Source organism: Saccharopolyspora indica (assembly GCF_027853965.1).
Classification (GTDB): domain Bacteria; phylum Actinomycetota; class Actinomycetes; order Mycobacteriales; family Pseudonocardiaceae; genus Saccharopolyspora; species Saccharopolyspora indica.
Genome location: NZ_JAQGLB010000031.1, coordinates 1 through 24,826 on the forward strand (window position 1 = coordinate 1; position 24,826 = coordinate 24,826).

Annotated in this window: 22 protein-coding genes and 1 pseudogene; 11 read left to right on the forward strand and 12 right to left on the reverse strand. The window is 69.3% G+C overall.

Annotation, left to right across the window (positions count from 1 at the left end; translation table 11 throughout):
• Positions 1-106, forward strand: a pseudogene (locus OU416_RS37670) (non-canonical purine NTP pyrophosphatase); the annotation flags it as partial.
• 22 nt (positions 107-128) lie between these two features.
• Here the strand turns inward: OU416_RS37670 and OU416_RS37675 are convergent.
• Together OU416_RS37675 and OU416_RS37680 are read right to left on the reverse strand one after the other, a co-directional pair.
• Positions 129-362, reverse strand: a complete 234-nt coding sequence (locus OU416_RS37675) for a DUF397 domain-containing protein (RefSeq protein WP_270931875.1) — start codon at positions 360-362, stop codon at positions 129-131.
• A gap of 17 nt (positions 363-379) precedes the next feature.
• On the reverse strand, positions 380-1,261 hold the full coding sequence (locus tag OU416_RS37680; protein ID WP_270931876.1) for a helix-turn-helix domain-containing protein: 882 nt from the start codon (positions 1,259-1,261) through the stop codon (positions 380-382).
• A 119-nt stretch (positions 1,262-1,380) separates the two neighbouring features.
• Here OU416_RS37680 and OU416_RS37685 point away from each other — a divergent pair, with 119 nt between their 5' ends.
• A complete protein-coding gene (locus tag OU416_RS37685; protein WP_270931877.1) occupies positions 1,381-1,608 on the forward strand; it encodes a hypothetical protein in 228 nt (75 codons plus the stop codon).
• 92 nt (positions 1,609-1,700) lie between these two features.
• The gene (locus OU416_RS37690) at positions 1,701-1,901 is read left to right on the forward strand and encodes a hypothetical protein (RefSeq protein WP_270931878.1); all 201 of its coding nucleotides are present in this window, start codon (positions 1,701-1,703) and stop codon (positions 1,899-1,901) included.
• A gap of 97 nt (positions 1,902-1,998) precedes the next feature.
• Here the strand turns inward: OU416_RS37690 and OU416_RS37695 are convergent, their stop codons facing one another.
• Both OU416_RS37695 and OU416_RS37700 read right to left on the reverse strand, forming a co-directional pair.
• A complete protein-coding gene (locus OU416_RS37695; RefSeq protein ID WP_270931879.1) occupies positions 1,999-5,283 on the reverse strand; it encodes an NACHT domain-containing protein in 3,285 nt (1,094 codons plus the stop codon).
• Positions 5,284-5,356: 73 nt separating this feature from the next.
• Positions 5,357-6,004, reverse strand: a complete 648-nt coding sequence (locus OU416_RS37700) for a TetR/AcrR family transcriptional regulator (RefSeq protein WP_270931880.1) — start codon at positions 6,002-6,004, stop codon at positions 5,357-5,359.
• Positions 6,005-6,169: 165 nt separating this feature from the next.
• Between OU416_RS37700 and OU416_RS37705 the strand changes: the two genes are divergently transcribed.
• Positions 6,170-6,811 carry a DUF5701 family protein gene (locus OU416_RS37705; protein WP_270931881.1) on the forward strand — a complete coding sequence of 214 codons (642 nt, stop codon included), beginning with the start codon at positions 6,170-6,172 and terminating at the stop codon, positions 6,809-6,811.
• A gap of 74 nt (positions 6,812-6,885) precedes the next feature.
• Here the strand turns inward: OU416_RS37705 and OU416_RS37710 are convergent, their stop codons facing one another.
• The gene (locus OU416_RS37710) at positions 6,886-8,304 is read right to left on the reverse strand and encodes a carotenoid oxygenase family protein (RefSeq protein WP_270931882.1); all 1,419 of its coding nucleotides are present in this window, start codon (positions 8,302-8,304) and stop codon (positions 6,886-6,888) included.
• A gap of 139 nt (positions 8,305-8,443) precedes the next feature.
• Here OU416_RS37710 and OU416_RS37715 point away from each other — a divergent pair, with 139 nt between their 5' ends.
• The gene (locus OU416_RS37715; protein ID WP_270931883.1) at positions 8,444-9,202 is read left to right on the forward strand and encodes a sulfite exporter TauE/SafE family protein; all 759 of its coding nucleotides are present in this window, start codon (positions 8,444-8,446) and stop codon (positions 9,200-9,202) included.
• Positions 9,203-9,235: 33 nt separating this feature from the next.
• On the opposite strand, the gene bcp is transcribed toward OU416_RS37715, so the two are convergent.
• Both bcp and OU416_RS37725 read right to left on the reverse strand, forming a co-directional pair.
• Positions 9,236-9,709 carry a thioredoxin-dependent thiol peroxidase gene (gene bcp, locus OU416_RS37720; RefSeq protein WP_270931884.1) on the reverse strand — a complete coding sequence of 158 codons (474 nt, stop codon included), beginning with the start codon at positions 9,707-9,709 and terminating at the stop codon, positions 9,236-9,238.
• Between the two features lie 52 nt (positions 9,710-9,761).
• On the reverse strand, positions 9,762-9,920 hold the full coding sequence (locus tag OU416_RS37725; protein ID WP_270931885.1) for a hypothetical protein: 159 nt from the start codon (positions 9,918-9,920) through the stop codon (positions 9,762-9,764).
• A gap of 198 nt (positions 9,921-10,118) precedes the next feature.
• On the opposite strand from OU416_RS37725, the gene OU416_RS37730 reads away from it, so the two are divergent.
• Positions 10,119-11,852 carry a pyruvate dehydrogenase gene (locus tag OU416_RS37730; RefSeq protein ID WP_270931886.1) on the forward strand — a complete coding sequence of 578 codons (1,734 nt, stop codon included), beginning with the start codon at positions 10,119-10,121 and terminating at the stop codon, positions 11,850-11,852.
• Between the two features lie 19 nt (positions 11,853-11,871).
• Here the strand turns inward: OU416_RS37730 and OU416_RS37735 are convergent, their stop codons facing one another.
• Positions 11,872-12,915 (reverse strand): hypothetical protein, encoded by a 1,044-nt coding sequence (locus OU416_RS37735; RefSeq protein WP_270931887.1) that lies wholly within the window; start codon positions 12,913-12,915, stop codon positions 11,872-11,874.
• A gap of 213 nt (positions 12,916-13,128) precedes the next feature.
• Between OU416_RS37735 and OU416_RS37740 the strand changes: the two genes are divergently transcribed.
• Together OU416_RS37740 and OU416_RS37745 are read left to right on the forward strand one after the other, a co-directional pair.
• Positions 13,129-13,977 (forward strand): helix-turn-helix domain-containing protein, encoded by an 849-nt coding sequence (locus OU416_RS37740; protein ID WP_309599282.1) that lies wholly within the window; start codon positions 13,129-13,131, stop codon positions 13,975-13,977.
• A gap of 3 nt (positions 13,978-13,980) precedes the next feature.
• Positions 13,981-14,175 carry a DUF397 domain-containing protein gene (locus OU416_RS37745; RefSeq protein WP_270931889.1) on the forward strand — a complete coding sequence of 65 codons (195 nt, stop codon included), beginning with the start codon at positions 13,981-13,983 and terminating at the stop codon, positions 14,173-14,175.
• A 106-nt stretch (positions 14,176-14,281) separates the two neighbouring features.
• On the opposite strand, the gene OU416_RS37750 is transcribed toward OU416_RS37745, so the two are convergent.
• The 3 genes from OU416_RS37750 to OU416_RS37760 are packed head-to-tail and all read right to left on the reverse strand — an operon-like array spanning position 14,282 to position 17,853.
• Positions 14,282-15,784: a PH domain-containing protein gene (locus tag OU416_RS37750; RefSeq protein WP_270931890.1), complete on the reverse strand. Its 1,503-nt coding sequence runs from the start codon at positions 15,782-15,784 to the stop codon at positions 14,282-14,284.
• The gene (locus tag OU416_RS37755; RefSeq protein ID WP_270931891.1) at positions 15,781-16,371 is read right to left on the reverse strand and encodes a PH domain-containing protein; all 591 of its coding nucleotides are present in this window, start codon (positions 16,369-16,371) and stop codon (positions 15,781-15,783) included. Before OU416_RS37755 ends, OU416_RS37750 begins: the two co-directional genes overlap by 4 nt.
• A 9-nt stretch (positions 16,372-16,380) precedes the next feature.
• The gene (locus OU416_RS37760; protein WP_270931892.1) at positions 16,381-17,853 is read right to left on the reverse strand and encodes a glycosyltransferase family 39 protein; all 1,473 of its coding nucleotides are present in this window, start codon (positions 17,851-17,853) and stop codon (positions 16,381-16,383) included.
• Positions 17,854-18,048: 195 nt separating this feature from the next.
• On the opposite strand from OU416_RS37760, the gene OU416_RS37765 reads away from it, so the two are divergent.
• The 3 genes from OU416_RS37765 (at position 18,049) to OU416_RS37775 (ending at position 21,424) form a co-directional block, all read left to right on the forward strand.
• Positions 18,049-19,311 (forward strand): sensor histidine kinase, encoded by a 1,263-nt coding sequence (locus OU416_RS37765; protein ID WP_270931893.1) that lies wholly within the window; start codon positions 18,049-18,051, stop codon positions 19,309-19,311.
• Positions 19,304-19,963 carry a response regulator gene (locus tag OU416_RS37770; protein WP_270931894.1) on the forward strand — a complete coding sequence of 220 codons (660 nt, stop codon included), beginning with the start codon at positions 19,304-19,306 and terminating at the stop codon, positions 19,961-19,963. The genes OU416_RS37765 and OU416_RS37770 overlap by 8 nt, the downstream gene beginning before the upstream one ends.
• Before the next feature lie 651 nt (positions 19,964-20,614).
• Positions 20,615-21,424 carry a S1 family peptidase gene (locus tag OU416_RS37775; protein WP_270931895.1) on the forward strand — a complete coding sequence of 270 codons (810 nt, stop codon included), beginning with the start codon at positions 20,615-20,617 and terminating at the stop codon, positions 21,422-21,424.
• 130 nt (positions 21,425-21,554) lie between these two features.
• Here OU416_RS37775 and ileS read toward each other — a convergent pair whose 3' ends face one another.
• Positions 21,555-24,680 (reverse strand): isoleucine--tRNA ligase, encoded by a 3,126-nt coding sequence (gene ileS / locus OU416_RS37780; protein ID WP_270931896.1) that lies wholly within the window; start codon positions 24,678-24,680, stop codon positions 21,555-21,557.
• Positions 24,681-24,826 lie beyond the last annotated feature (146 nt).

Below are 24,826 nucleotides of genomic sequence, written 5' to 3' on the forward strand. Positions count from 1 at the left end.
AACCCGAACCAGCGCCGAGCTGACCCCGGCGGAGAAGGACGCGGACTCCCACCGAGGCCGAGCCCTCCGCCTGCTCCTCCCCGAGCTCCGCAAACTCGCGAGCTGAGCACGCGATTTTTCCCGGTGACTCAGCCGTCGAGCGCGCCGTCCTTGACGGTGCGCAGGAACGCCTGCCACTGAGCAGGAGCGACGGCTAAGTACCCACCATCGCGATCCTTGGTGTCCCGAACTCCGACGGCGTCATAGCCGAGCCCGACCTCGACGCAGTTGCCACCACTGGCCGAGCGGCTGCTCTTGCGCCAGCCGACTTCGACGCAGTTGTTGTTGTTCGGGCTGTAGCTGGACTTCCGCCAGTTCATCATCGCTGGCCTCCGAGACTTCATCGAGCGAACTCGTCAGCGACGCGCAGGATGAACTTCTCGGATTCGACCGGGTCTAGCGCAGCCGCGACGAGCTGTTGCCACAGCAGAGTGTATGCGTGGACGTCCTCGTGTCCGTCCAGGTAGCGGCCGTCTGTGAAGTCTTCGACGTAGACGAATTCGAGTGGTCCGGCGTTGCCCGGCGATGGCACTCGGAGCAAGTTGAAGTCATGCGTCGCACGCGGTGCGGTCGCTGCGTCGAAGGGAAGTACCTGGATCTGCACGTTCTTGAGACGTGCGATTTCGGCCATGTGACGGAGTTGCGCTGCCATCAGCTCACGGCCGCCGACGTGACGGCGCAGCGATGACTCGGACAGCACGAAGCTGACCTGCGGTGCGTTCGGCTTGGTCAGGACTGCCTGCCGCTCCAGACGCGCTTCGATCGCATCCTCTGTGGACTGATCGCTGAGCTGGAGCTGGGCCGTGGTGAACAGCGCCCGGATGTAGTCCTCCGTCTGCAACAGGCCGGGCACGATCTCGGTCTGGTACTGGAAGATCGCGGAGGCGTCGGCTTCGAGGTCGACGGCCATCCGGAAGTACTTGGAGTACACGGAGCGGTAGCCGGACCACCGACCGCGATCTTGGCTGCCCCGCGCCAGATCGAGGAGTTCGTCCAGATCGACGACGTTGGGCACGTGCTGCTCGTAGGCATCCGCGAGCTTCTTCAGCATGTGCTGCGGCAGCGCGGTGTGCCCGCGTTCGATCCTGCTCATCGTGCTGTTGGTCTTCCCGATGAGCTTCCCGGCAGCGTCGAGGTCGAGACCGGTCTGCTCCCGCGCGTGCCGCAGGAGGTGGCCCACGAGAAGTCGCCGGACGGTCGGAGTTGGCATGCCGTAGAGCATCGCACCTGCGTTGGCCAGCAGGGTTACACCCTTTCGCGTGGCAGATGATCGTTCCCCTTGCGCTCCAACTATCCCATCAATCACATTAAAGTGGGATTGCAACAAGTTGGGAGACGGCGATGGCTGGAAGCTTCTCCGAAGTGGACTGGTTCTGGCGCCCGGTCGGCGTGGGGAGGCATGCGTTCGGCGTGGCCGCGAAGCGGGCTGAGCCGCATGACTCGGTGTCCTCGTACTGCGGAGTCGAGGTCGAGGCATGTCAGGTGCAACGGCTTCCGCCGGAGACCGAGTGGGTCCGCGAGGAGACCTGCATGGAGTGCTGGGCACTGATCAGCGCTCGGTGGTCCTGAGTCCCGTGAGCGTTTTGTGGGGCTATGGCACCCCAAAACACTCACGGCAGTTGACCTGCACAAACACGACCTTCAGCGAATAGGTGATGAGGATGTTCTGGCTCCAGGTGTCCACGCTCGTGCTGGTCAACGTGCTGATCGCGAGCATGCTGTTCATCCGCCCGCCGCGAGCGGCACACAGCGGCGCCGGCGATGGCGCGCTCAACGTCTGGCAGCTGATCGACGAAGTCGAAGCCGAACGACAACGACAAGCCGAACCCACCGGCCGCCACCACCTCCGGTCAGGCCCCTGAACCGGTCCGGTGCCCGTTTGCCCCCGACCTCGCGGGCACCGGACCTCCCCGGTGGGCCGGGCGTCGACCCCTCCCCGCGCCCGGCCCACCACCCCGATCAAGCTGTTGTTTCCTGAGCTGTGCGAGCTGCCGGGTCGGTCGGGATATGCTGGTAATAGCTGTGACGGCGTAGCTTCCACAGCGCTTCGTGGTCGACTTGCGGGCGGTCCCGTGTCACGCGAGTTCCGCTCGGCAGCCGCTCAGCGCCGTCGACCACCGCATCGGGGTCTACCCGGACGGTCAGACCCTCGTTGGTCAGGCTCGACAGGTTCACCGCTCGTGCACCGACCAGATCGAGTTCCCGGAGTTCGGGAAGCACGCTGAGCACGCCGAACTCATCCGCCGCGGGTCTGACCTCGAGCGAGGTGAGCTTGGGAAGCAGGTCCAGGTTCAACTGGTCGAGTGCCGTCGTCCCGCTGAGTCCCAGGACTTGGAGGTTCGGGAACCGCGCGGCGATGAACTCCGCTGGTTGTTGTTCGGCCGACAGAATGATGAGCCTGGTCATCTGTTCCGGGCTCGGCAGCTTCGCTAGCGCATCGACGGTGCTGTCGGCTTCGAGCACCAGGTCTCGGAGGCTCGCGAGGTGCTCGAACGGTGTGGCATCGGCATCCGGATGAAGCCCGACGCGCAGGAATTCCAGCCCTTCCAACTCGGTCAGAAACCGGAGCGAGGAGAACCCGCCCTGCTGGTTGAGGAACAGTTTCGTGAGCTTCGGCATGCCGCGGAGCTCCCCCTCGTGTAGCAGTCGATCGCACACCAGGGTGAGTCGCCTCATCTGCGGGTGTCCCGCGATTCCGCGCGCTGACAGAACACGGTTCGTGTGGACCCGGAGGTGGCAGAGGTTCGGCACTTCCGAGGCGAACAGCAGGTCGCCGATGTTGTCGTCCTCGAAGTTGGCCACCGTGTGCTGGAGGTTCCGCAACTCGCCGAGGTGCGGCAGCAGGGTGGCCTGCTGGATCAGGACCGCTCGGCGATGCAGCGGCGCTTCGGCCAGCACTCTCCTCGCATACGTCTCCGGATCGAAGAGCGGCCAGGCGTCGATGAGCTCGTCCTGAACGTCGATCCGGCTGTCGTTCGCGTAGGTCTCCAGGAGCGACAAGGCTTTCGGCCCGTTCACCAGTGCTGCCGTGTACGCGCACGCTGCTGCCTGAGCAGCGGAGATCCCGGCGGTGTCGGTGGGGAGGCGGTTCAGGACAGGCTCGCCCACGGTGGCCAGCGAGCGGCTCTCCCGCGTAGAGCGCGGCGGGACCAACGAATCCAGGCAGTCATCGATGCGGGCGGAGAGTTCTTCCGGTAGTTCGTGCACCGACTCGCAGGCTGCGGCAGCGAGAAGGCGGAGCTTCCGGGCCGTCCTTCGACTGGACTCGTCGGCCCGATCGAGGATTCCGCTCAGCAGTTCAACGCGGCCGGGCCGGTTGAGCAGCCCTGCGGACATCAGGATGGTTTCGCGCCACTGATCGGATTGAGCATTGCTCAGCAGCAGTCCGACGTGGCCGTCGTCGGCGGCCTCGCGGGCGGCCAGGAACTCCTGGAAAGTCCGGTGGACGAAGTCGATGCGGCCTTCAACGGGTTCGCGAATGACGCCACTGCGTTCCACGAGGTTCTTGAGGCATGCCTCCGCATCGACGTCGGCTGAGGTCATCGTGCACATCTTGCGTTCGATGCGCTCGACTGCCGTTGCCCGGCCCAGCTCGGAGCGGCCATTGAGGTTCAGCCAGAACGCCAGGTCCTGCAGTATCAGGAGCTTCTCCGGATACCCCAGCGTGAATTCGCCGTCCGGTGCGATTCCGCGCACTGCGTCGCGCCGGTCCAAGAGCATTTCCAGCGCGGCGGAGTAGAGGTTCTTGCGGTCGCGGGGGAGGTCGCCGCTGCGGTCGAGGTTCAGCGCGCACAGCATGGCGCACATCAGCGGACTGCGTGCCAAGCTGCGCAGGTGCGCGCGGGCGTCCAGCTGGGCGAGCAGGCCGCGATGGCGCCCTTCCACCTCGGCTCGGCTGAACGGCAGGCTGTTCGAGTCGGCCTGGAGCAGGGCCTCGTGCCAGCGGCCGACGAAGTCCTGGATGTTGCTCGGCGTCATCGATTCCAGGTCGATGGACGTGAAACCCTCCGCCTGGAGCCATTTCGTCCCTGCAGCCGCCGGGCGGGAGGTCACGATGATGCGCGTGTTCGGATAGCTCTTGAGCAGTGAGTCCAGCCAGCGTCGGATCTTCGGGCGCTGGCCTTCGGTCAGTTCGTCCACGCCGTCTACCAGCAGCAGCACTCGACCGTCCTGCAGCTGTCGGTGCATCCAGCCGTCCGGGATCGGGCCGAACATCGGGCCGGTCTGGTCGAGGAACTGCTCCGGTTGCGGTAGCGGGGCCCCGCTGTGACTTCGCAGCTTGATCATGACCGGAACGCACCCGTTCCACGCCGCGAGCGAGCCTGTGAACTTCTCGCGGGCGGCTTGCACCACGATCCACCGCAGCAGCGTGCTCTTCCCCGAGCCCGCCTCACCGCGCACGAGAACTCGGTCTGACGCACTCAGGGCACCTTCGACCCGCATCGTGCCGCCGTGGTGGTCTCCGTGCAGGGACCACTGCGAATCGCCGTGGACGTCGCCGTTCACCGTCAGGCTCAGGTAGGCCACGGAGAGCTTGGTCTTGGGACGGAAGTTGCGGATGCTGACGCCGATCAGTTCCAGGTCATCGTGGTGCTTGGCGATCAGGTCGAGGTAGCGGTGGCGGAACTGGTCGTCGTGGGTTGTGCCGGTGGGGGCGTCGAGGCTGGTCAGGGGCATTCGGTCCAGGATCTGGTCGATGCCGGAGAGGGTTGCCGTTGCTCGGCGGAGGGATTCTTCGGAGAGGCGGGAGTCGAATTCCGGGAGTTCTCGAGCCAGGTGGACCAGTTGGACGCAGCTCAGGTCCAGAGCTCGGTCGAAGAGGGCTCGGGCGGGTTCGCTCAGGCCCGCTCGGGTCGGGGCGCTCGGTATCTGCCGCCGCACCTCCTTGGCGAGCTCGGTCGGGTCGAGGTCTGCGCCGAGGAGCGTTGTGTCCGAGAGATCCGCGTCGTCGAGGACGTCCACGACGGCGTCGAGGGCGGCGAGGCGTTCGTTCTCCGCCAGGGTCGAGAACTCTCGGGTGCAGAGTTCTTCGAGGCGTTCGCCTGCGATCTCGCCGACCTCTTCGAGCTTTCGGCGCAGGGCTCGGCGGTCGCGTTCGCGGAGGCCGGAGAAGCGCAGGGCGATCAGGTTTGTGAGGTCCGTGCCTCGGCGGTTCTCCGCCTTCTTCCTGGTCAGCCAGGTTGTTGCCACGTGCTTGACGACGGCGCCGCCGGTGCGGAGGAAGGCGGTTTCGAGTCCGGACATGAGACCCCCTCAGACAGACTCCGTGCGGGATCTTGGCGGAACTCGTCGCCGGTGGGCAAATTCGCTGGTCGGGTCAGGCGACCGCGTAGTCGCCGAGGGCTGGTTCGAGGAGGTCGAAGGCCGGGGGTGCTTCGGCCGCGAGCGTTGCGGCGATCTCGTCGTTCGTGCGTCCGGCGAAGGTGAGTTCCTGGATTCGCTGGAAGAGGGTGCGGTGCACTGCGCCTAGCAGGGCGGCGGCCGTGCGGACGGTGGTGTCGGTTCGTGGCTCGCCCACGGCCTCGGCGAGAGCTTCGGCGAGGGCTTGTTCTCGTTGGTCGTGGAGGCCTCGGAGGCAAGCGGACAGGGTGGGGCTTTCGGCGATCATGCGGCTGAAGTCCGGGCCTGCGAAGCCCGCCACCGGGTTCTGGGTGTCGACTGCCGTGTCGAAGGCCTTGCGGAGCGCGGTCAGCGCGGACTCGCCGGGTTGGCGGGTGACCACCGCGCGGGCCAGCGAGGCGGTGAACTCCTCCTGGTGGTCGAAGACCAGGTCTTCCTTGCGGGCGAAGTAGTTCGTCACCGTCTTCTTGGCGACTCGGGCGGCCGTGGCGATCTCCGCGATCGTCGTCCTCTCGAAGCCCTGCTCGATGAAGAGCTGCGTCGCGCGGTCGGAGATCAGCTCTCGCGTCTCCTGCTTCTTGGCTTCGCGAAGGCCCAGCTGGGCGGCGTCCGGCTCGACTCCCATCGGCAAACTTACCTCCGTCGTAAATTTATGTTGAACCATAGGTGGGTCTCGTTATAATATTACCACCGACGTAAGTTTCACCAGGGCGCGTTGATGAGGAGGGCTGCCTTGCCAGTCACCACCGAGCTCAGCTTCGTCACCCCGAACTGCGAACCGAGGAGTCACTTGACCTCACGCCCGTCCGCCGCTGCTCTGCCGTCTCTCGCTGCTCAGGCGGAGAACCTGATCGAGCTGGGTGTGCACGAGCTCGCGGGTGTGTCCACCGATGAGCTGCGCGCCTTCGCTGAGAGCGGGCAGTGCGACGGTGCGCTGCTCGCCGTGCACCCGGACCGGGCTCCTGCGTCCGCTCTCGCGCCGCTGCTCCGCCACGGTGGCAAGCCCGGATTCGTCGTCACCGACATGCCCGACGTCGACCGCTTCGCTCCTTGCGGCGTCGACGTGCCCGACTCGCCGCTCTACCTCGTGACCGGTGTGGACCGCGGCGATCACCTGGCCAACTGGAGTCCGGAGGAGGCTCTGCCCGCGCTCAGCGCGGAAGGGCGCACTCCGCTGCTGGTTACCGAGGGAATCCACTGGTTGCTCCAGCAGCCGTCGGCCCTCGAGCGCAACCGCTGCTTCATGACCATCGGCTCGCGGCTGCGCAAGGCCAACGGTGCTTACGACTCCCGCACCCCGGCGCTGTGGATCAGCAACGGCACGGGGCGGGACGGCAAGGAGCGGCGCAACGCGCCCAAGGTCGGCTGGTGCTGGTGGAAGAACCGCCACACCTGGCTGGGCTTCGCCTCCGCGACCGGCCGCGAGTCCTAGTCCGGACTTTGGCGATTTCGCGCGAAATCGGCGTTCGGCAGACGTGCGGAGAGACGATTTCGCGCGAAATCGCGTCACTCCGTCGGGACCCAGTTGCCGTGGAAGCCGTTCGGGACGCGGTCCGGGAGCTGGACCTCCGCCACCGTTTCCAGGGTTTCGGCGTCGAGGAGCAGGAGGTCGCTGCGGTGCTCGGCCGCCGAGTAGCGCAGGCCCATCAGGACGCCGTCGTCCTCCGCTGAATCGGCGGCGTTGGGCTCGAAGACGAACTCGCCGACCTGGTTGCCCTCGCCGAAGCTGCGGGTTTCGGTGCGTCCGGAGGCCAGGTCGTGCTTGAACAGGGTGTCGGCGCCGACCGAGTAGCCGTAGCGGTGCTTCTTGCCGAGCAGGCGCTCGTCGACGCGGGGGAACTCCTGCTCGCGGTCGTCCAGGCGCTCTTCGCGGACCCGGCCGGTCTTGAAGTCCACCGTCCAGCGGTCCAGGGTCGGGGCGCCCTCGGACGGGCCCGTCACGTCCGCGTCGAAGACCTTCGCGTGGCGGACCACGTCCAGCACGATGCCGTTCTCGGTGTCGTAGGCGTTGAGCGGGTGGAAGACGTAGCAGGGGCCGACGTCGAACCAGCGGACGTCGCCTCCGGCGCGCGGCATGACGCCGATCCGCGCCGGGTACCGGGGGTTCCAGCGGTACGGGAAGCCGCTGTTGGCCGGGGCGAAGCGGCCCATCCTGGCGGTGATCGGGTCGGGGATGCGGATCCGGCCGATCAGGGCGGACAGGACGAGCTGGGCGGGGCGGCGCAGCCAGCTCGGGGCGACGGTCGCGGTGGCCTGCCGGGCGTCGAAGGTGACCGGGAGGTCGTAGAACACCACGTGGTTCTCGGTCAGCGAGAAGTCGTGCATCATCGGGCTGCCGCCGACCTCGACGTCCACCGTGCGCCGGGCTCGGCCGTCCGCGCCGATCACCGAGTACTGAACGGTGTTGCCGCGGCCGAAGAAGTACGAAACCGCGTGCAGCTCGCCGGTTTCCGGATCGCGCTTGGGGTGCGCGGTGTAGCCGCCGGGCAGCGTGCCGTCGAAGCTGCACGGGCCGATCGTGTCGAGCTCGTCGGTCAGCTCGTAGTTCGTCGCGCCGGCTTCGACCAGGGCCAGGGTGCGGCCGGCGTGGCCGATGACGTTGGTGTTGGCGCCGAGCACGTCCAGGCCGGCGCGCGGGTCGCGGGGACCTGGCGGCTCGCCGAGCGCCCGGCTGACGTGCGGTGAGCGGATCCAGCGGTTGCGGTACCACTCCGCCCGGCCGTCGCGGAGGCGGATCCCGTGCACCATGCCGTCGCCCATGAACCAGTTGTAGGTGTCGGGGTCGATCTCGGCGCTCGGGTTCGGGCCGTTGCGCAGGTAGCGGCCGTCGAGGTGGTCCGGGATCCGGCCGACCACCGGGAGGTCCGCGCAGGTGTGCTCCTGCTTGACCGGCGCGTAGTTGCCCTGTGCGAACGGATTGCTCACGGGAACTCCCTCCGACGTTTGGTAACGGCGTTATAGGAAGATAACAGCGTTACCGAACGGAGTGCAACGGTTCGTCCCGGTGTGATACCGCTCGCCCCGGTGGGAACTTGAGTCGTTCCAGAAGCTAACTTCGGTGGTCGTGTTCACCGAATGGTTCGAGCCGGTCCTGCTCGTCGTGGTCGGCTTCCTCTCCGGCGCGATCAACGCGGTGGCCGGCGGCGGCTCGCTGCTGGTCTTCCCGGCTCTGCTGGCCACCGGGATGCCGCCGCTGGTCGCCAACGTGACCAACTCGGTGGCCCAGGGACCCGGCTTCGTCGGCGCCGCGATCGGTCAGCGCGAGGACCTCAAGGGCGCCCCTCGGCGGCTCTGGCTGACCTCGGCTGCCGCGGTGGTCGGCTCCGCGATCGGCTGCGTGCTGCTGATGGTCATGCCGGGCGAGGTCTTCGACGCCGTGGTGCCCGCGCTGATCGGGCTCTCCGCGGTGCTGATGGCCTTCCAGAACACCATTCGCAAGTGGCTCGGCACGCCCGACGAGAGCGCCCCGGACCGGACGACGTTCCTGGTCCTCGGGATCTTCTTCGCCTCGATCTACGGCGGCTACTTCGGCGGAGCGCGCAGCGTCATCCTGATCGCGATCCTGGTGCTGGCCGCGACCGACTCGATGCGTCGGCTGAACGCGCTCAAGAGCTGGCTGGGCATGATCGGCAGCGCGGTCACCCTGGTCGTCTACGCGCTGATCGCGCCGGTCGACTGGATGGCCGTGCTGATGCTGGTGCCCACCACGGTGCTGGGCGGGTACGTGGGCGGCAAGCTCGCCCAGAAGCTGCCTGCGACGCTGCTGCGCTACCTGGTCGTGGTGATCGCCGCGGGCGTCGCGGTCTACATGGTGCTGGACTGAGAAGGGGCACCGGCCGGGTCGGTGCCCACGTCGTCAGACGCCCAGGTCCTTGCGGAGCCGCTCGACGTGGCCGGTGGCCTTGACGTTGTACAGCGCCTTGGCGATCTTGCCCTCCGCGTCGACGACGAACGTCGAGCGGATCACGCCCTGCACGGTCTTGCCGTAGTTCTGCTTCTCGCCGAAGGCGCCCCACGCCGTCATGACCGACTTGTCCTCGTCGGACAGCAGCGGGAAGGTCAGGCCCTCGGCGTCCCGGAAGGTCACCAGCTTGGCCGGCTTGTCCGGGGAGACGCCGAGGACGTCGAAGCCCGCGTCGTTGAGCACCGCGAGGCTGTCGCGGAAGTCGCAGGCCTCCTTGGTGCAGCCCGGGGTGCTGGCCGCGGGGTAGAAGTAGACCACGACCGACCGGCCGCGGAAGTCGCTCAGCGAGACGGTGTTGCCGTCGGCGTCCGGCAGCGAGAACTCGGGTGCCTTGTCGCCGACCGAGAGTCGGTTCTGTTCGCTCATGCGCCCGACGCTAGCCGATGCCGCCGACGCGGTCCCGCCAGGTGGAGCGACGTCACTGCCCGCTGGCGCCCGCGGCCGGGACGAACTGCGCGACCTGAGGTGTCGGCGCCGGTGTTCGATCACTCGTCACGATGAACCCGCCGACCAGTAGCCCGGCGACCGCCGATGCGGTCAGTGCCAGCGCGCAGGTGGTGAAGAGGCGGATCGACACCGCGGTTTCCTTCCCGGAGAAGTGGATTGGGGCGTTCCGGGCTCGCACGAGCTCCTGGGAACAACGGGATGATCGGATCGGGCGGCTGGATCGTTACCGAACCGGCCTGCCGGGTGAGCGGGCTTCGAGTTGCGGGGGTGGTGACCCACGCGTAGACGGGTGGGTGGCCGTGCCGACAACCCCTCCGGAGGACCCGTCATGCCCACTGTCGCCGATCAGCTCATCGAAGTGCTCGTGCAGGCCGGCGTCCGGCGCATCTACGGCATCGTCGGGGACAGCCTCAACCCCGTGGTGGACGCGGTGCGGCGCACCGAGGGCATCGAGTGGGTGCACGTGCGCCACGAGGAGGTAGCCGCCTTCGCCGCGGGTGCCGAGGCCCAGATGACCGGGCGGCTCGCGGTGTGCGCGGGCAGCTGCGGGCCGGGCAACCTGCACCTGATCAACGGCCTGTTCGACGCGCACCGCAGCGGCGCGCCGGTGCTGGCGCTGGCCTCGCACATCCCGTCCGCGCAGATCGGCACCGGGTTCTTCCAGGAGACCCACCCCGAAGAGCTGTTCAACGAGTGCAGCCACTTCTGCGAGATGCTCTCGCAGCCGGAGCAGATGCCGCGCCTGCTGCGCACCGCCATCCAGACCGCCTCCGGACGTCGCGGCGCGGCGGTGCTGGTGCTGCCCGGCGACGTGGCGGAGAAGCAGGTCCCCTCGTCCAACGGCCTGGGCGTCATCGAGTGCGAGCCGCCCACCGTCGTGCCCTCGGAGGACCAGGTGGTCGCGCTGGCCGAGAAGCTGAACCGGGCGGAGCGGCCGATGTTCTTCTGCGGTGCGGGCACGCGCGGCGCGCACGCGGAGGTCATGGAGCTGGCCGCGCGGGTCAACGCGCCCGTCGGGCACGCGCTGCGCGGCAAGGAGTGGATCCAGTACGACAACCCCTTCGACGTGGGCATGAGCGGACTGCTGGGCTACGGCGCCTGCTACGACGCGATGCACCGCGCCGACCTGGTCGTGCTGCTGGGCACCGACTTCCCGTACGACAACTTCCTGCCGCAGGCCAACACCGTGCAGGTCGACATCGAGCCCGCGCACCTGGGGCGCCGCACGGTGCTGGACCTGGCGGTGCACGGCGACGTCGCCGAGACGATCCGCGCGGTGCTGCCGCACGTCCAGCAGAAGCACGACCGCACCTACCTGGACCGGATGCTGCGCGAGCACGCCGGTCAGCTGGAGCGGGTCGTCGACGCCTACACGCGCAACGTCGAGACCCAGGTGCCGATCCACCCGGAGTACGTCGCCGACGTGCTCGACGACCTGGCCGCCGAGGACGCGGTGTTCACAGTGGACACCGGGATGTGCAACGTGTGGGCGGCCCGCTACATCACGCCGAACGGGCGGCGGCGGGTGCTGGGGTCGTTCGTGCACGGCTCGATGGCCAACGCGCTGCCGCAGGCCATCGGCGCGCAGATCGCCGAACCGGGGCGCCAGGTCATCTCGATGTCCGGGGACGGCGGGCTGGCCATGCTGCTCGGCGACCTGCTGAGCCTGCGCACCCACCGGCTGCCGGTGAAGGTCGTGGTGTTCAACAACTCCTCGCTGGGCATGGTGAAGCTGGAGATGCTGGTGGACGGGCTGCCCGACTTCGGCACCGACCACGACCACGTCGACTTCGCCGCGATCGCCGCGGCCGCGGGGATCCACTCGGCGCGGGTGGAGAAGCCGGGCGAGGTGCGGGAGGCGCTGGCCGATGCGCTGGGCAGGCCAGGGCCCGCGCTGGTCGACGTGGTGACCGACCCGAACGCCCTGTCCATCCCGCCGCGGATCACCGGCGACCAGGTGAAGGGCTTCGCGCTGGCGGTGAGCCGGACGGTGCTGTCCGGCGGGGTGGGGAAGATGATCCAGCTCGCCCGCAGCAACCTGCGCAACGTGCCGCGGCCGTGATCGCGAGGGCCGGTGGGCGTCAGCCGGGGTGCGCCGCGAGCTCCTCCCGTTCCAGCTCGTGGTGCATGCGCAGGTCGAGCTCGGCTTCCAGCTCGTACAGCTTGGCCAGCAGCGGGTCGTCGTGCCCGAGCAGGTCGGCGGCCCAGCCGGTCAGCGAGTCGTCGCGGTGCGGGGTGGACCAGCCGAACAGCAGGGCGAGCATCTCCCGGTGGGACTCCCGCGGTTCGGACGCCGCGGTCAGCGCCAGCCACCGACGCTCGGCCCAGCGCTTGGCCAGCCGGTGGAAGACCGCCAACCGGTGGCGGGCGTCGGCCGGTTCGGTGGCTTCCCGGACTTCCGCGTGCAGCTGCGCCAGATCCAGCCCCAGCACCCGGCATCCGGCGTAGGCCCAGAAGTCGGTGCCGGTTCCGGCGCCTTCGGCCTCCCAGTGCGGATTCCACAGCAGACGCCGGAATTCGGCGGCGGCGTCCTGGCCGTGCATCGCGATGCCGAGGACGAGCCCGCCGCTGCAGTCCGTCGAGGCACCCCGCTCGCCCCAGGTCACCAGCCGTTGCAGCCACGACGGATCCTGCGTCTTCACCGCCAGGGCCGGGAGGAACTCGGGGAAGAACGGCTGCCCCTCGTGCTTCGCCAGGACGTGCGCGATGTCCTCGCGCACGCCGGTGCACGACAGGTGCAGCAGACCGAGTGCCGCGTGCTCCCCGGTCTCGTGATCCTCCGGGTCCGCGGCGTGCGTCCACAACAGTTCCTCGGCATTCTCCAATTCGAGAATCCCCAGTGCGCGCAGCACTTCCCCCGGCACTCCGGGGCGCAGGCGACCCGCGTCAGCGCACTCCGCCAGCAGGCGTTCGGCGAGTGCGGTGTCCCCGTGCCGGGCGAGCACGCGCACCAGTTCGGCGCGTTCTTCCGGGGCTGCAAGGAAGACGGGCAGCAGCGCCTCCGCATCGGCTCGGGACCCGTGCCGGACCACCACGTCCACAGCCGCCGATTCCCAGGATGTGATACCGGATGTGCGGCTCCCGGGGAAGGCGGCGGCCAGCGCCTGCGTCGTTCTGATCACCATCGGATGGTTCCTCCGGAGGAATTTCCTTACCCGTGCAGGTGTACTCCATCCCGGCGATGCTGACCCGTTCAGGGGGAGAACCGTAACCATCTTCGACCAGTATCCGATGTGCATCGAGGCCCCACCGGATCGGCCGGAGCGGGCCGCTCGGCCGGATGTCGTAAGGGTGATGGGGTGGTGACGCAGTGTGGACATCCGGGCAGGATGGGAAACATGACAGTCAGTCCCACGGTGCGTCGCCGCCGCCTTGCTGCCGAGCTGCGGCGACTGCGGGCGCAAGCGGAGGTCACCCAGCAGCAGGCTGCCGGGCACCTCGGCTGCACGCAAGCGAAGATCGGGCGGTTCGAGACCGCCAAGCGCTCTCCCTCGGTCGGCGACGTCTCGGCGCTGCTGGACTTCTACGGGGTCGAGGGGTGCGAGCGCGATCAGCTGATCAACCTCGCCCGCGATGCCCGCAAGCGGGGTTGGTGGCATTCCTACAGCGACGTCCTGCCCGAGTGGTACGAGACCTACGTGGGCCTGGAGGCCGAAGCGTCCTCGATACACACCTACGAGGCCGAGGCGATCCCAGGACTGCTCCAAACACGTGAATATGCGCACGCGATCACGAAGGCGACGCTCATCCGCGCGGATGAGTCGGAGATCAGCAGGCGGGTCGATCTGCGCATCCAGCGCCAGCAGCGGGTGGTGGGGGAGAACCCGCTGGAGTTGTGGGCGGTGGTGGGGGAAGCCGCCCTGCGCAGGCGCGTCGGCGGGCCCGGCGTGCTGCGCAGGCAGTTGGAGCACCTGCTGAAGCTCGTGCAGTTGCCGCACGTGACGCTGCAGGTGATGCCGCTGGACGCGGGCGCCCACCCGGCGCAGGCCGGACCGTTCGTCATCCTGCGCTACTCCAACCACATCGATCCGGACGTGGTCTACCTGGAAACTCACGTAGGCGGGCTCTACCTCGAACGTGAGATAGAGCTGTCGAACTACGTCACGATGATGGACCATTTACGTGCGCATGCGGTAGATCCGGACGGTTCCGTCGAACTGATGCAACAACGCATAGGAGAGTTGTAGAAGATGCCGAATATCACCGACTGGCGCACCAGCACGCGAACCCAAGGCCAGGGGCAGTGTGTTGAGGTCGGCTTCGGAGCCGACTGCGTCGGGGTGCGTGACACCAAGAACCGGGCCGCAGGACAGATCACTGTCGCCGTGCAGCGCTGGCAGGACTTCGTCAGCGGTCTCAAGCACGGCAGCTTCGACGTTCTATGACGCACGTTCCGTGAGTGCGCGACCGGGCTCCAGCGAGTCGCGCGCTCTCCGTGCTTTTCACCCTGGTTTGCGCGGCGGTGCGAGTGGCACCGCCGCGCAAGGCGTTTCAGCGCCGTTCCACGAACGGCGCGAGCAGTCCGGGAAGCGCTTCGTGAGCCAGTTCCAGGCCTTCTGACTCGTCGACGTCGTGCACCTCGTAGATGCTGCTGCCCGCGGCGGTCGTGGCGCCGACCGTCATCAGGCCCGCTCGCCGCTGGAAGAAGGTGCGGCTCAGCTTCCAGCCGATCACCCCATCGCGCTGCAGGACGACGGTGCGCCGGATCCCGCTGCCGTTGCGGGCGATCAGGTACTGCTCGGTCAGCGCGTGGCCGAGGTTGCGGTAGGCGTCCACCGCGAAGCCCAGGAACGCCAGGAGGGCGACGACGATCACGGCGACCGCCAGCGGCACCGGGATCCAGTCGAACACCAACGTCACGACCGCGGCGATCAGGATCGGTGCGGTGAACATCAGCGCCCAGTTGATCCGCCGCCGCAGCGCCGCGCGCGGGTGCCCGCGCAGCGGGACCTCCGACGGCGGCCGCGACTCGCGCAGCACCGCTGCCGAGGCCCGCTGCACCGCGGCGCGGGGTGCCGGTGGCATCAGCGTCTTGTTGTCCGGCTGGTTCTCCTCCTTCTTCTGCTTGAGCCCGGTGGCCACGGCGTTGAGCCGGGCGCCGCCGAACCACCGCAGCAGCAGGGGTTCCACCACCTCGACACCGCGCAGCCGCCGTTCCTCCAGCGAGATCGACCTCGTGGTGAGCAGGCCGCGCTTGACCTGCAGGGTGTCCCCGCGGTCGCGGCTCAGCCGGAAGCCCCACCACATCTCCAACGACAGCGCGAAGGCGCCGAGCACGCCGACCACCAGGGCGGAGCCGGCACCGATCGCGATGACCAGCCACAGCGCCGTGGTCTGCACGGTCTCGCCGACGGCGGCGAAGATCCCGGCCGACAGCAGCAGCTCGCGGAACGACCCGAAGGCCGAGGCGATCGCGCCCCAGACGATCAGGATCAGCGACACCGACAGCGCGGAGTAGCCCAGCCACCCCGGGTTGAGCCGGGCGAGCGTGCTGGTGTCCTCCTGCTCCGGTGCTTCGGCACCGGCCACAGTGGACGAATCGCCGAACAGCAGCTCCTGGCGCAGCGAGTCGGCGTGCTCCTTGGCGAGCGCGTCGAGCTTCAGCTCGCTGCTGTCGCCGCCCTGCCCGCCGGTGCTCACCTTGACCGCGGTGACGCCGAAGACGCGGTGCGCCACGTTGGCGGTGAGGTCGACGCTGCGGATCCGGTCGCGCGGGATCGAGCGGTGGCTGCGGGTGATGGCACCCGTGCGCATCTCGAAGCGCTCCGCGGTGATCCGGTACCAGGTGAACCACCAGCCGACGCCCATCAGCCCGGCGAGCACCGCCGCGCCGGCGACCCACGCCCCGGCGGTGATCAGCATCACCCAGGGGCTGGTGCCGGAGAGGACCATGAGCCCGATGGTCGGCACCATCGGCGCCAGGACCAGGATGGTGTAGGAGGCGATCGCCTTGGGGTCCTGGCGGCGCCACTGCCCATCGATCACGGTGCTCATGTCGCGTCTCCCGGCGTCGCCTGGGTGGTGGCGGTCAGCTGCTCGACCACCGCCTGCGCGGTCGCGCGGTCCAGCCCGTCGATCGACAGCGGACCGGCGGCCGAAGCCGTGGTCACGGTGACGCTGGAGAGGTTGAACAGCTGCTGCAGCGGGCCTCGCACGGTGTCGACGGTCTGGATCCGCGACATCGGCGCGATCCGCCATTCCTGGCGCAGCCAGCCCGCCGCGGTGTAGACCGCGTCGTCGGTGATCTCCCAGCGGTGCACCCGGTACCGCCACTGCGGCATGACCAGGACGTAGGGCACGCTGAGCACGGCGACCACCACGAGCGCCAGCACCAGCCAGAACCGCGCGGGCGGGATGAACACCGCGGTCGCGGCCAGCGCGATCAGCACCGGCACGACCAGCGCCAGGGCCTGCGTCGTCCACCAGCCGATCGCACGGCGCTCCACGCGGTGCCGCGGTGGGCGGAGCCGTATCCGGACGGTGCTCTCGTCGGCCACTGTCGGTCCCTTCCTGCGGTCGGCTGGATCCGGACGCCATTCTCGCAGGCCGGACGTGCCGTTGGTGGTCATGTGGGAAGCCACGGCGTCCTCCTACAGCGATTGCAGTTGCGGCCAGATCTGGTCCCAGGCACCGATCCTGCCGGTGCACAGCCAGATCGGGACGGTGCCGTCGTGCACCTGCCGCACCTCGGCGAAGTGCTCCCGCACGTCTTCCACGTCCCCGACGAGCAGCACCGAGTCGACCTGATCACCGGGTGGGCCGAAGTAGCCGTAGCCCCGGTGCGGGCTGTAGACCTCCGGGAGGTCGTGCTCGGCCCGGCCGACCTCCACCATCGACGCGGAGATGTAGCTGTCGCCGATCACCGCCGTGCGCTCCTGCAGCTGCGGTGGCAGCGCGCTGAACGCGATCGAGGTGTCGCGGGCGAGCACATCGGCGCTCGGCATGCCGAACGCGCTCGTCATCGTGGTCGAAAGCCACAGCGTCTGGCTCACCAGCGCGACGGAGGCGATGTAGGGGAACCATGCCGTCCACCCCCAGCGGGACGGCTTGGTCTCCCGGCGGCGCTGCAGCCCGAGCAGCCCGGCCGCGATCACCACGCCGTACATGCCGACCAAGTAGTAGGGCCGTGCGGCGGTGGCGACGAAGAAGGCGTACAGCAGGATCGAGGTGACCGCGAAGAACCGGTACGGCCGCAGCTCGGCGGAGCGGAACAGCTTCCACAGCCCGATCAGGAACAGCGCTCCACCGGCGACGCCCGCGAACAGCACGAGGCTGAACGCGGTGCCGCTGCGACCGCCCGACAGCATCGGGGACTCGTCCGCCACGATCGCGCCCATCTGCAGCTGCGGCCAGCCGTTGAAGGCCTGCCACAGCAGCGTGGGAGCCGCGATGACCAGCGCGATGCCGACCCCGCCCCAGAACATCGGCCGGCGCAGGACGTCGCGCGGGCCCACCAGCAGCACGCTGATCAGCAGCGCCACGCACAGGATCCCCACCTGGAACTTGGTCTGCAGGGCGATGCCGAGCACCAGCCCGAACACCAGCAGCAGCCGGTCGTCGGCGGCGCCCTGCTCGCGCAGCCGGACCCAGCGGACCAGCAGCCAGCTGAGCACCAGCCACTGCAGCGGTTCGAAGGTGTACGGGGTGACCCAGTGCCCGACCAGCGCGGCCCACATCCCGGTCGCGCCCGCACCGGCGGCCAGCACCTGCGCTCGGCGGTCTCCGCCGAACTCGCGGGCGAGCAGCGCGAACATCACCACGCCGGCGACCGTCGCCAGCACCGCGGGCAGGCGCAGCACGACCATCGAGCCCGGTGCGATCCAGTCCATCGCGGCGGCGATCAGCGGCGCGATCGGCGGCTGGTCGACGTACCCCCAGTCCGGGTGGTACTTGCCCGCCGCGAGCATGTAGACCTCGTCGATCCAGAAGTCTCCGAGCGCGCTCATCACGACGTGCACGACGGCGACCAGGCCGGCGATGGTAAACACCGGCCACTTGGCCAGCGGCCGCAGCCAGGGCTCGGCCGGTGGCCGGGCCTGTGCTGCGAGCACAGCGGATTCCATGATTCCCCCAGGGCTGTCGGGAAGCTTGCATCAATTCAAGCCAGGTCAGCCCTTGATCAACACGGCGCTTGGTAGCGCGTGCTGGATCCGAAAGTCGATGATCGATTCGCCCCGGTGCAACTTTCGTCTAGGCCTGCTCGCCGACCGGATGGTTTCCCGCCGATCCGCCGCGCGTCGTTGTCTACCGTGTTCCAGGTGAACCGCCCGCTGTGGCGGCTGCTGTGGAACACCAAGCGGGAGGCCGCGTTCGACGTGGCGCTCGTGCTCGGGCTGATTCTGCTCGGCCGCGTGTTGCTCGTGATGTACCCCTCCGACATCCCGCCCGGGGCGTACGACTGGATCGGCGGGCCCTGGCTCAACGACATCCTCGTGTGGATCATGGACCTGGCGCTGCTCGTGCGGCGGCGCTATCCGATGGTGCTCATGTCGATCGTCGCGGTGCTGGCGATCGTGCAGCCGCTGATGGTCGAGCTCGGCCCCGGTCCGCTGCTGTTCATCAACCAGACCTCCGACCCCTGGCTGCCCGGGGTCACGCCGTGGGCGATCTACGCCGCCGTCGTCTACACCACGGGCCGCAAGTGGAAGTTCTTCGCCTGGGACCTGATCAGCATCACCGCGCTGATCAGCGTCCGGCCGTGGGACGACCTGTCCACCGACGCCATCGTCGCGGCGGTGCTGTGGACGGTCTTCCCGGCGGTTCTCGGGCTCTACGTGGGCGCGCGCCGGAACCTGGTGAAAGCGCTGCGCGAACGCGCCGAGCGGGCCGAGCGGGAGCAGGAGCTGCTGGCCGAGCAGGCGCGGGCCGACGAGCGGACCCGCCTGGCCACCGAGATGCACGACGTGGTCACGCACCGGGTGAGCCTCATGGTGCTGCAGGCCGGGGCGCTGGGCGTGGCGGCGGAGGACCCGGCGATCCGCCAGGCCGCCGAGGAGCTGCGCACCAGCGGTTGCCAGGCGCTGGAAGAACTGCGGGACCTGGTCGGGGTGCTGCGGCGCGGCTCGTCGGAGCAGGACGCCCGCCCCGACGTCACGCCGCCGACGGACCTGCCCGACCTCGCCGAGCTGATCGGGCAGTCCGAAGCGGTCGGGATACCGGTCGAGTACACCGTGGACGGCGATCCGCGGATGGTCTCCGCCGCGGTCGGGCGCACCGCCTACCGCGTGGTGCAGGAAGCGCTGACCAACGTGCACAAGCACGCGTTCGGCTCCCGGGTGAGCGTCCGGCTGCTGCACAGCGACGACCGGTTGCGGCTGGTGGTCCGCAACACCAGCTCGCCGGACCGGGCCGCGCGGGACCTGGCCGACAGCGGCTCCGGGGCCGGGCTGCTCGGCCTCCAGCAGCGGGTCGAGCTGGTCGGCGGCACGTTCCGGGCCGGGCCCGCCGCCGACGGCGGGTTCGAGGTCGATGTGATACTCCCGGCGTACGTGCCAACTGGGGAGGCGGGCGGCGATGATTGAGCCGATCCGGGTCGTGGTGGTCGACGACGAGCCGATGGTCTGCGCGCACCTGCGCACCATCCTCGGCTCGGCTGAGGACATCGAGGTCGTCGACGACGCGCAGGACGGTGCGGCGGCGGTCGAGGCGGTGGTGCGGCACCGGCCGCACGTGGTGCTGATGGACCTGCGGATGCCCGGGGTGGACGGGCTGACCGGCATCGAGCGGATCTGCAAGCTGCCCGATCCGCCCGCCGTGGTCGCGCTGACCACCTTCGACGCGGACAAGTACGTGCTGCGCGCGCTGCGCGCCGGAGCGGCCGGGTTCCTGGTCAAGTCGACGCCGCCGGGCGACCTCATCGGCCTGGTCCGGGTGGCCGCCGACGGGCACACCGTGCTCTCCGAGGAGGCGCGGAAGCGGCTGGTGGCGGCGTCGGCGGACGAGCAGAGCTCCCGGCAGCGGGCGGTCGAGCTGGTGCGGGACCTGACCGAGCGCGAGGTCGAGGTGCTGACCTGCCTGGGGCAGGGGCTGTCGAACGCGCAGATCGCCGAACGGCTGTACCTGTCCGAGGCGACGGTGAAGAGCTACGTGTCCCGGCTGCTGGTGAAGCTGTCGTGCTCGAACCGGCTGCAGGCCGGGCTGCTCGCCTACGACGCCGGGCTGGTCCCGCGCTGAACTGGGGGTTTCAGCTCCGGGTGGTGCTTTCGGCCGAGTCGCGCGCGGCGAGCTCGTCCGAGAGGTTGAACGATCAACCGGGCAAGCTCCACCGATTGGCCCTGGAATATTCCACCGGGTATCAGATAGACCAGAGGGAGCACGCTCCGCACAGGGCGGTCGGGGCCTTGGAGCGTGCCGGCCATCGGTTCGGGGATCGATGGTGCCACCGGTCGGAGGGGTCCGGCCGCGGTTGGGGGTGTCCCCGGCGCAGTTTCGGGGTGCGCCGGGGACGCTTCTCCGCGCGGCGTGCCGGTCCGAATGCTCCGAACGGCCGCGACGGATGAGTTCCGCGCTGAACTCCTGATGGACGAATCGCGTTGCTCGGTGTCCGATTCGGATCGTCGACGGATTCTCGGCGAGAGCGGTCGCCGATTCTGGTCGAGGTGCCTCGGAAAAGGGGCTTGACGAGCCGTTTCTGCGGCGTTGTCCAGCCGCTGAACTGGGGAAATGTCCTGATGTACTGGTTAAAACGGCAAATTCCGGTGCTTTCCCGGTCGACGTCGACGTGGATATTGTTCGATCGAATAGTCGCTGTGCGTAACCGGCGGTGGGAGGCAGGCCACCGGGTTCCGGTTCGCAGCGGCCGATTTCGGACACGAGGAGAACACGATGGTCGATGCCCCACGTCGCCTGGCCCGGTTCGCCGGGGTCACCGCGATCGCCGTCGCAGCCCTTTCCGCGGCTTCCGTCGCGCAGGCGCAGCCCGCGCAGCCGGCGGACGTCAACCCGTACATCGTCGGCGGCGAGGACGCCAACATCGCCGACCACCCGTTCACCGTCGCGCTGGTCACCCCGAGCGGCCAGCAGTTCTGCGGTGGTTCGCTGGTGGCCCCGAACAAGGTGCTCACCGCTGCCCACTGCACCGACGGCTCGCAGCCGGCCGACATCAACGTGGTCAGCGGCCGCACGGTGATGAGCTCCAGCGAGGGCACCACCTCGAAGGTCACCGACGTCTGGGTGCACCCGCAGTACACCGACGCCACCCAGGGCTACGACGTCTCGGTGCTCACCCTGGAGGCCCCGGTCCAGGAGGCCCCGATCGAGCTGGCCACCGCCGACGACCCGGGCTACGCGCCGGACTCGCAGGCGACCATCCTCGGCTGGGGCAACACCAGCGAGGGCGGCCAGCAGGCGGACAACCTGCAGAAGGCCACCGTGCCGGTGAACTCGGACGAGACCTGCTCCGGCGCCTACGGGGAGTACAGCCCGGACTCGATGGTCTGCGCCGGTGTGCCGGAGGGCGGCATCGACACCTGCCAGGGCGACTCCGGTGGCCCGCTGGTGGTGGACAACAAGCTGATCGGTGTCACCTCGTGGGGTGAGGGCTGCGCCCGTCCGGGCAAGCCCGGCGTCTACGCCCGCGTCGGCGCCTACCACGCCGAGATCCAGGAGCAGATCGGTTCGGCTGCCACTCGCTGACCGAAGCGCTGCCGAAGGGCCGCGGGCGACCTGCCCGCGGCCCTTTCGCATCCCACCGTCCGATGAGGACATCGCGTCAGGTCACCTGCGGGCACCGGTTCGCCGCGCGCCGATGGGGATCGCGGTGGGTTCAGGGTTGCGGGTGGAGCCAGATCGTCAGGTCCAGGGTCGGGTCGGTGTGCTCGGTGGAACCTGGTGCGGCGGCGGTGGATTCGCCGATGTCCGCGGCCAGGACCGCGGTGGCGATCTCGTCGGCGTGGTGGCGGAGGGCTTCGCGGAGCTCGCCGGTCGCGCGCCAGCGCAGGGTGATCCGGTCGGTGATGTCGAGGCCGTCCTGCTTGCGGCACTCCTGGGCGAAGCGGATCACCTCGCGGGCCAGGCCCGCTCGTGCCAGCTCCGGGGTGATCTCGGTGTCCAGCGCGATCGTGACCTCGCGCTGCGATTCGACCACCCAGCCGGTTCGCGGCACCTCGGTGCGGAAGACGTCCTCGCCGGTCAGCGGTTCGGCCCGGCCGTCCACCTCGATCGTCGCGGTGCCTGCGCGCAAGGCGTGGACCAGTTCGGCGGGATCCGCGGCGCTGACCGCGGCCGCCGCCTGCTGGGTGCGGTTGCCGAACCGCTTGCCCAGCGCGCGGAAGTTCGGCTTGACCGACACCTCCAGCACCTCGCCCGCCGATGCCAGCGGTTCCACGCGGCGCACGTTGAGCTCGTCGGCCAGGTCGGCGAGCAGCTCGGGCGGCAGGGCCGGGCTGACGAGCGCTCGCGCCAGCGGCTGCCGCACCTTGAACCCGCTGCTCTTGCGCGCGGCCCGGCCCGCTTCCGCCAGCTGCCGCTCGATGTCCACTTCGGACATCAGGCGGTCGTCGACCAGCCGGAGGTCGGCGCGCGGCCAGCTCGCCAGGTGCACCGAGCCCGGCGCGTCCGGGATGCCCGGTCGGACGACGTCCTGCCAGATCTGCTCGGCGATGAACGGCACGAACGGCGCCAGCAGCCTGGTGAGCACGTCCAGGCAGGCGTGGAGCGTGGTCAGGGCGTTGCGGTCGCCGTCCCAGAAGCGCTGCCGCGAGCGGCGGACGTACCAGTTCGACAGGTCGTCGACGAACGCCGCCAGCGCCCGCCCGGCCGCCGCCGTGTCGTAGTCCTCCAGCCGCGCGTCCACTTCGGCCGCCAGCCGGTGGACCTGCGCCAGGACCCAGCGGTCGAGCACCGGGCGCTGCGCGGGCGGATCGGCGTCGGCCGGGACCCAGTCCACCAGCGCGGCGTAGCGGCTGAAGAACGACGCGGTGTTCCAGCAGGTCAGCAACACCTTGCGGACGATCTCGCGCAGCGGGGCGTGGCCGATCCGCCGTGCCGACCACGGCGATCCGGTGCAGAGCATGAACCACCGCAGCGCGTCCGCGCCGTGCTCCTCCATCAGCGGCAGCGGTTCCAGCACGTTGCCCAGGTGCTTGCTCATCTTGCGGCCGTCCTCGGCCATGATGTGCCCCAGGCAGACGACGTTGTCGTACGCGGAGCGGTCGAACAGCAGGGTGCCGATGGCCATCAGCGTGTAGAACCAGCCGCGGGTCTGGTCGATGGCCTCGCAGATGTACTGCGCCGGGTAGCTGCGGGCCAGCTCGGCGACGCTGCCCGGCCGGTGCGGATAGCCGAGCTGGGCGAAGGGCATCGAACCGGAGTCGAACCAGGCGTCGATCACCTCCGGTACGCGGGCGGCGGACTTCCCGCAGGCGCAGGGGAATTCGATCTCGTCGAGGTACGGGCGGTGCGGGTCGAGCGCGGTGAGGTCCCGGCCGGTGCGCTCGCCGAGCTCGGCGCGGGAGCCGATCGGCGTGACGTGGCCGTCCGGGCAGCGCCACAGCGGCAGCGGCGTGCCCCAGTAGCGCGTCCGGGACAGCGCCCAGTCCACGTTGTTGGCCAGCCAGTCGCCGTAGCGGCCGTGCTTGACGTGCTCGGGGTACCAGTGGGTGCGCTCGTTCTCGCGCTGCAGCGCGTCGCGGATCGCGGTCGTCCGGATGTACCAGGACAGCTGCGCGTAGTACATCAGCGGTGTGTGGCAGCGCCAGCAGTGCGGGTACTGGTGTTCGAAGGTGTTGTAGCGCAACAGGAGTCCGCGGTGCTGGAGGTCGTCGACGAGCACCGCGTCGGCGTCCTTGAAGAACATCCCGCCGACCAGGCCGACGTCGGCGGCGAACCGGCCGTCGGTCCCGACCGGGTTGACCACCGGCAGACCGTGCTCCCGGCAGACCGCGAGGTCGTCGGCGCCGAACGCGGGGGCCTGGTGCACCAGGCCGGTGCCGTCCTCGGTGGAGACGTATTCGGCTGACACCACGAAGTGCGCGTCCGGGATGTCCACCAGCTCGAACGGGCGGCGGTAGCGCAGGCCCGCCAGCGCGGTGCCCGGCACGGTCGCGAGCACCTCGCCGCCGGTGCCGAGCACTGCCTCGACCAGCGGTTCGGCCACCACGAAGGTGCCCTCGACGGTGCGCACCACCTGGTAGTCCACCGCCGGGTGCACCGCGACCGCGGTGTTGGACACCAGCGTCCACGGCGTGGTCGTCCAGATCAGCAGGTCGACGCCGCGGTGCCCGGCCAGCGCTCCGTCCACCGGGAACCGCACGAACGCCGACGGGTCGTGGGCGGGTTCGTAGCCCTGGGCGACCTCGTGGTCGGACAGCGTCGTCTGGTCGCGTGGGCAGTACGGGGCCACCCGGTAGTCCTCGACCAGCAGGCCGCCCTCGAAGATCCGCTTCAGCGCCCACCACACGCTGTCGACGTAGTCCGGCGACATCGTCCAGTAGGCGGTGGACAGATCGATCCAGTAGCCCATCCGCCGGGTGACCGCCTCGAACTCGCCGACGTAGCGCTGCACCGAGGCGCGGCAGCGCGCGTTGAACTCGGCGATGCCGATCCGCTCGATGTCGGGCTTGCCGCTGATGCCCAGCTCCTGCTCGACGGCCAGCTCCACGGGCAGCCCGTGGCAGTCCCACCCGCCGCGCCGCGGCACGTGGCAGCCCTTCATCGTCTTGAACCGCGGGAAGACGTCCTTGAACACCCGCGCCTCGACGTGGTGCGCGCCGGGCTGCCCGTTGGCGGTGGGCGGGCCCTCGTAGCACACCCAGCGCGGGCCGTTCGCGGTCTGCGCCAGGCTGCGCTCGAACACCGCGTGCGCGCGCCACCGCTCGATGATCCGGCGCTCCATCGCGGGCAGGTCGATCGACGGTTCGAGCGGGCGGAACGGTGATCCGGGCTGCGCCATGCCCATATGCTCACACCGCTCGGGCCCGCGAGCGACTCGCGATCCACTGTGGACGTTGCGGAGGAGCTGCGCGGGGTTCGCGAGCCCGCTGTACTGTTCAGTAGGCCGCAGCAGCCGATGCGGCCGGAACGGAGCAGGAGGAAGTC

What these genes read in the sequence shown, in the direction of transcription:
- OU416_RS37740 (WP_309599282.1), top strand. Translation starts at nt 13,129, where the DNA reads ATGACAGTCAGTCCCACGGTGCGTCGCCGCCGCCTTGCTGCCGAGCTG.
- OU416_RS37680 (WP_270931876.1), bottom strand. Translation starts at nt 1,261, where the DNA reads ATGCTCTACGGCATGCCAACTCCGACCGTCCGGCGACTTCTCGTGGGC.
- OU416_RS37745 (WP_270931889.1), top strand. Translation starts at nt 13,981, where the DNA reads ATGCCGAATATCACCGACTGGCGCACCAGCACGCGAACCCAAGGCCAG.
- OU416_RS37735 (WP_270931887.1), bottom strand. Translation starts at nt 12,915, where the DNA reads ATGGTGATCAGAACGACGCAGGCGCTGGCCGCCGCCTTCCCCGGGAGC.
- OU416_RS37770 (WP_270931894.1), top strand. Translation starts at nt 19,304, where the DNA reads ATGATTGAGCCGATCCGGGTCGTGGTGGTCGACGACGAGCCGATGGTC.
- OU416_RS37685 (WP_270931877.1), top strand. Translation starts at nt 1,381, where the DNA reads ATGGCTGGAAGCTTCTCCGAAGTGGACTGGTTCTGGCGCCCGGTCGGC.
- OU416_RS37750 (WP_270931890.1), bottom strand. Translation starts at nt 15,784, where the DNA reads ATGAGCACCGTGATCGATGGGCAGTGGCGCCGCCAGGACCCCAAGGCG.
- OU416_RS37695 (WP_270931879.1), bottom strand. Translation starts at nt 5,283, where the DNA reads ATGTCCGGACTCGAAACCGCCTTCCTCCGCACCGGCGGCGCCGTCGTC.
- OU416_RS37730 (WP_270931886.1), top strand. Translation starts at nt 10,119, where the DNA reads ATGCCCACTGTCGCCGATCAGCTCATCGAAGTGCTCGTGCAGGCCGGC.
- ileS (WP_270931896.1), bottom strand. Translation starts at nt 24,680, where the DNA reads ATGGCGCAGCCCGGATCACCGTTCCGCCCGCTCGAACCGTCGATCGAC.
- OU416_RS37690 (WP_270931878.1), top strand. Translation starts at nt 1,701, where the DNA reads ATGTTCTGGCTCCAGGTGTCCACGCTCGTGCTGGTCAACGTGCTGATC.
- OU416_RS37700 (WP_270931880.1), bottom strand. Translation starts at nt 6,004, where the DNA reads ATGGGAGTCGAGCCGGACGCCGCCCAGCTGGGCCTTCGCGAAGCCAAG.
- bcp (WP_270931884.1), bottom strand. Translation starts at nt 9,709, where the DNA reads ATGAGCGAACAGAACCGACTCTCGGTCGGCGACAAGGCACCCGAGTTC.
- OU416_RS37675 (WP_270931875.1), bottom strand. Translation starts at nt 362, where the DNA reads ATGATGAACTGGCGGAAGTCCAGCTACAGCCCGAACAACAACAACTGC.
- OU416_RS37775 (WP_270931895.1), top strand. Translation starts at nt 20,615, where the DNA reads ATGGTCGATGCCCCACGTCGCCTGGCCCGGTTCGCCGGGGTCACCGCG.
- OU416_RS37760 (WP_270931892.1), bottom strand. Translation starts at nt 17,853, where the DNA reads ATGGAATCCGCTGTGCTCGCAGCACAGGCCCGGCCACCGGCCGAGCCC.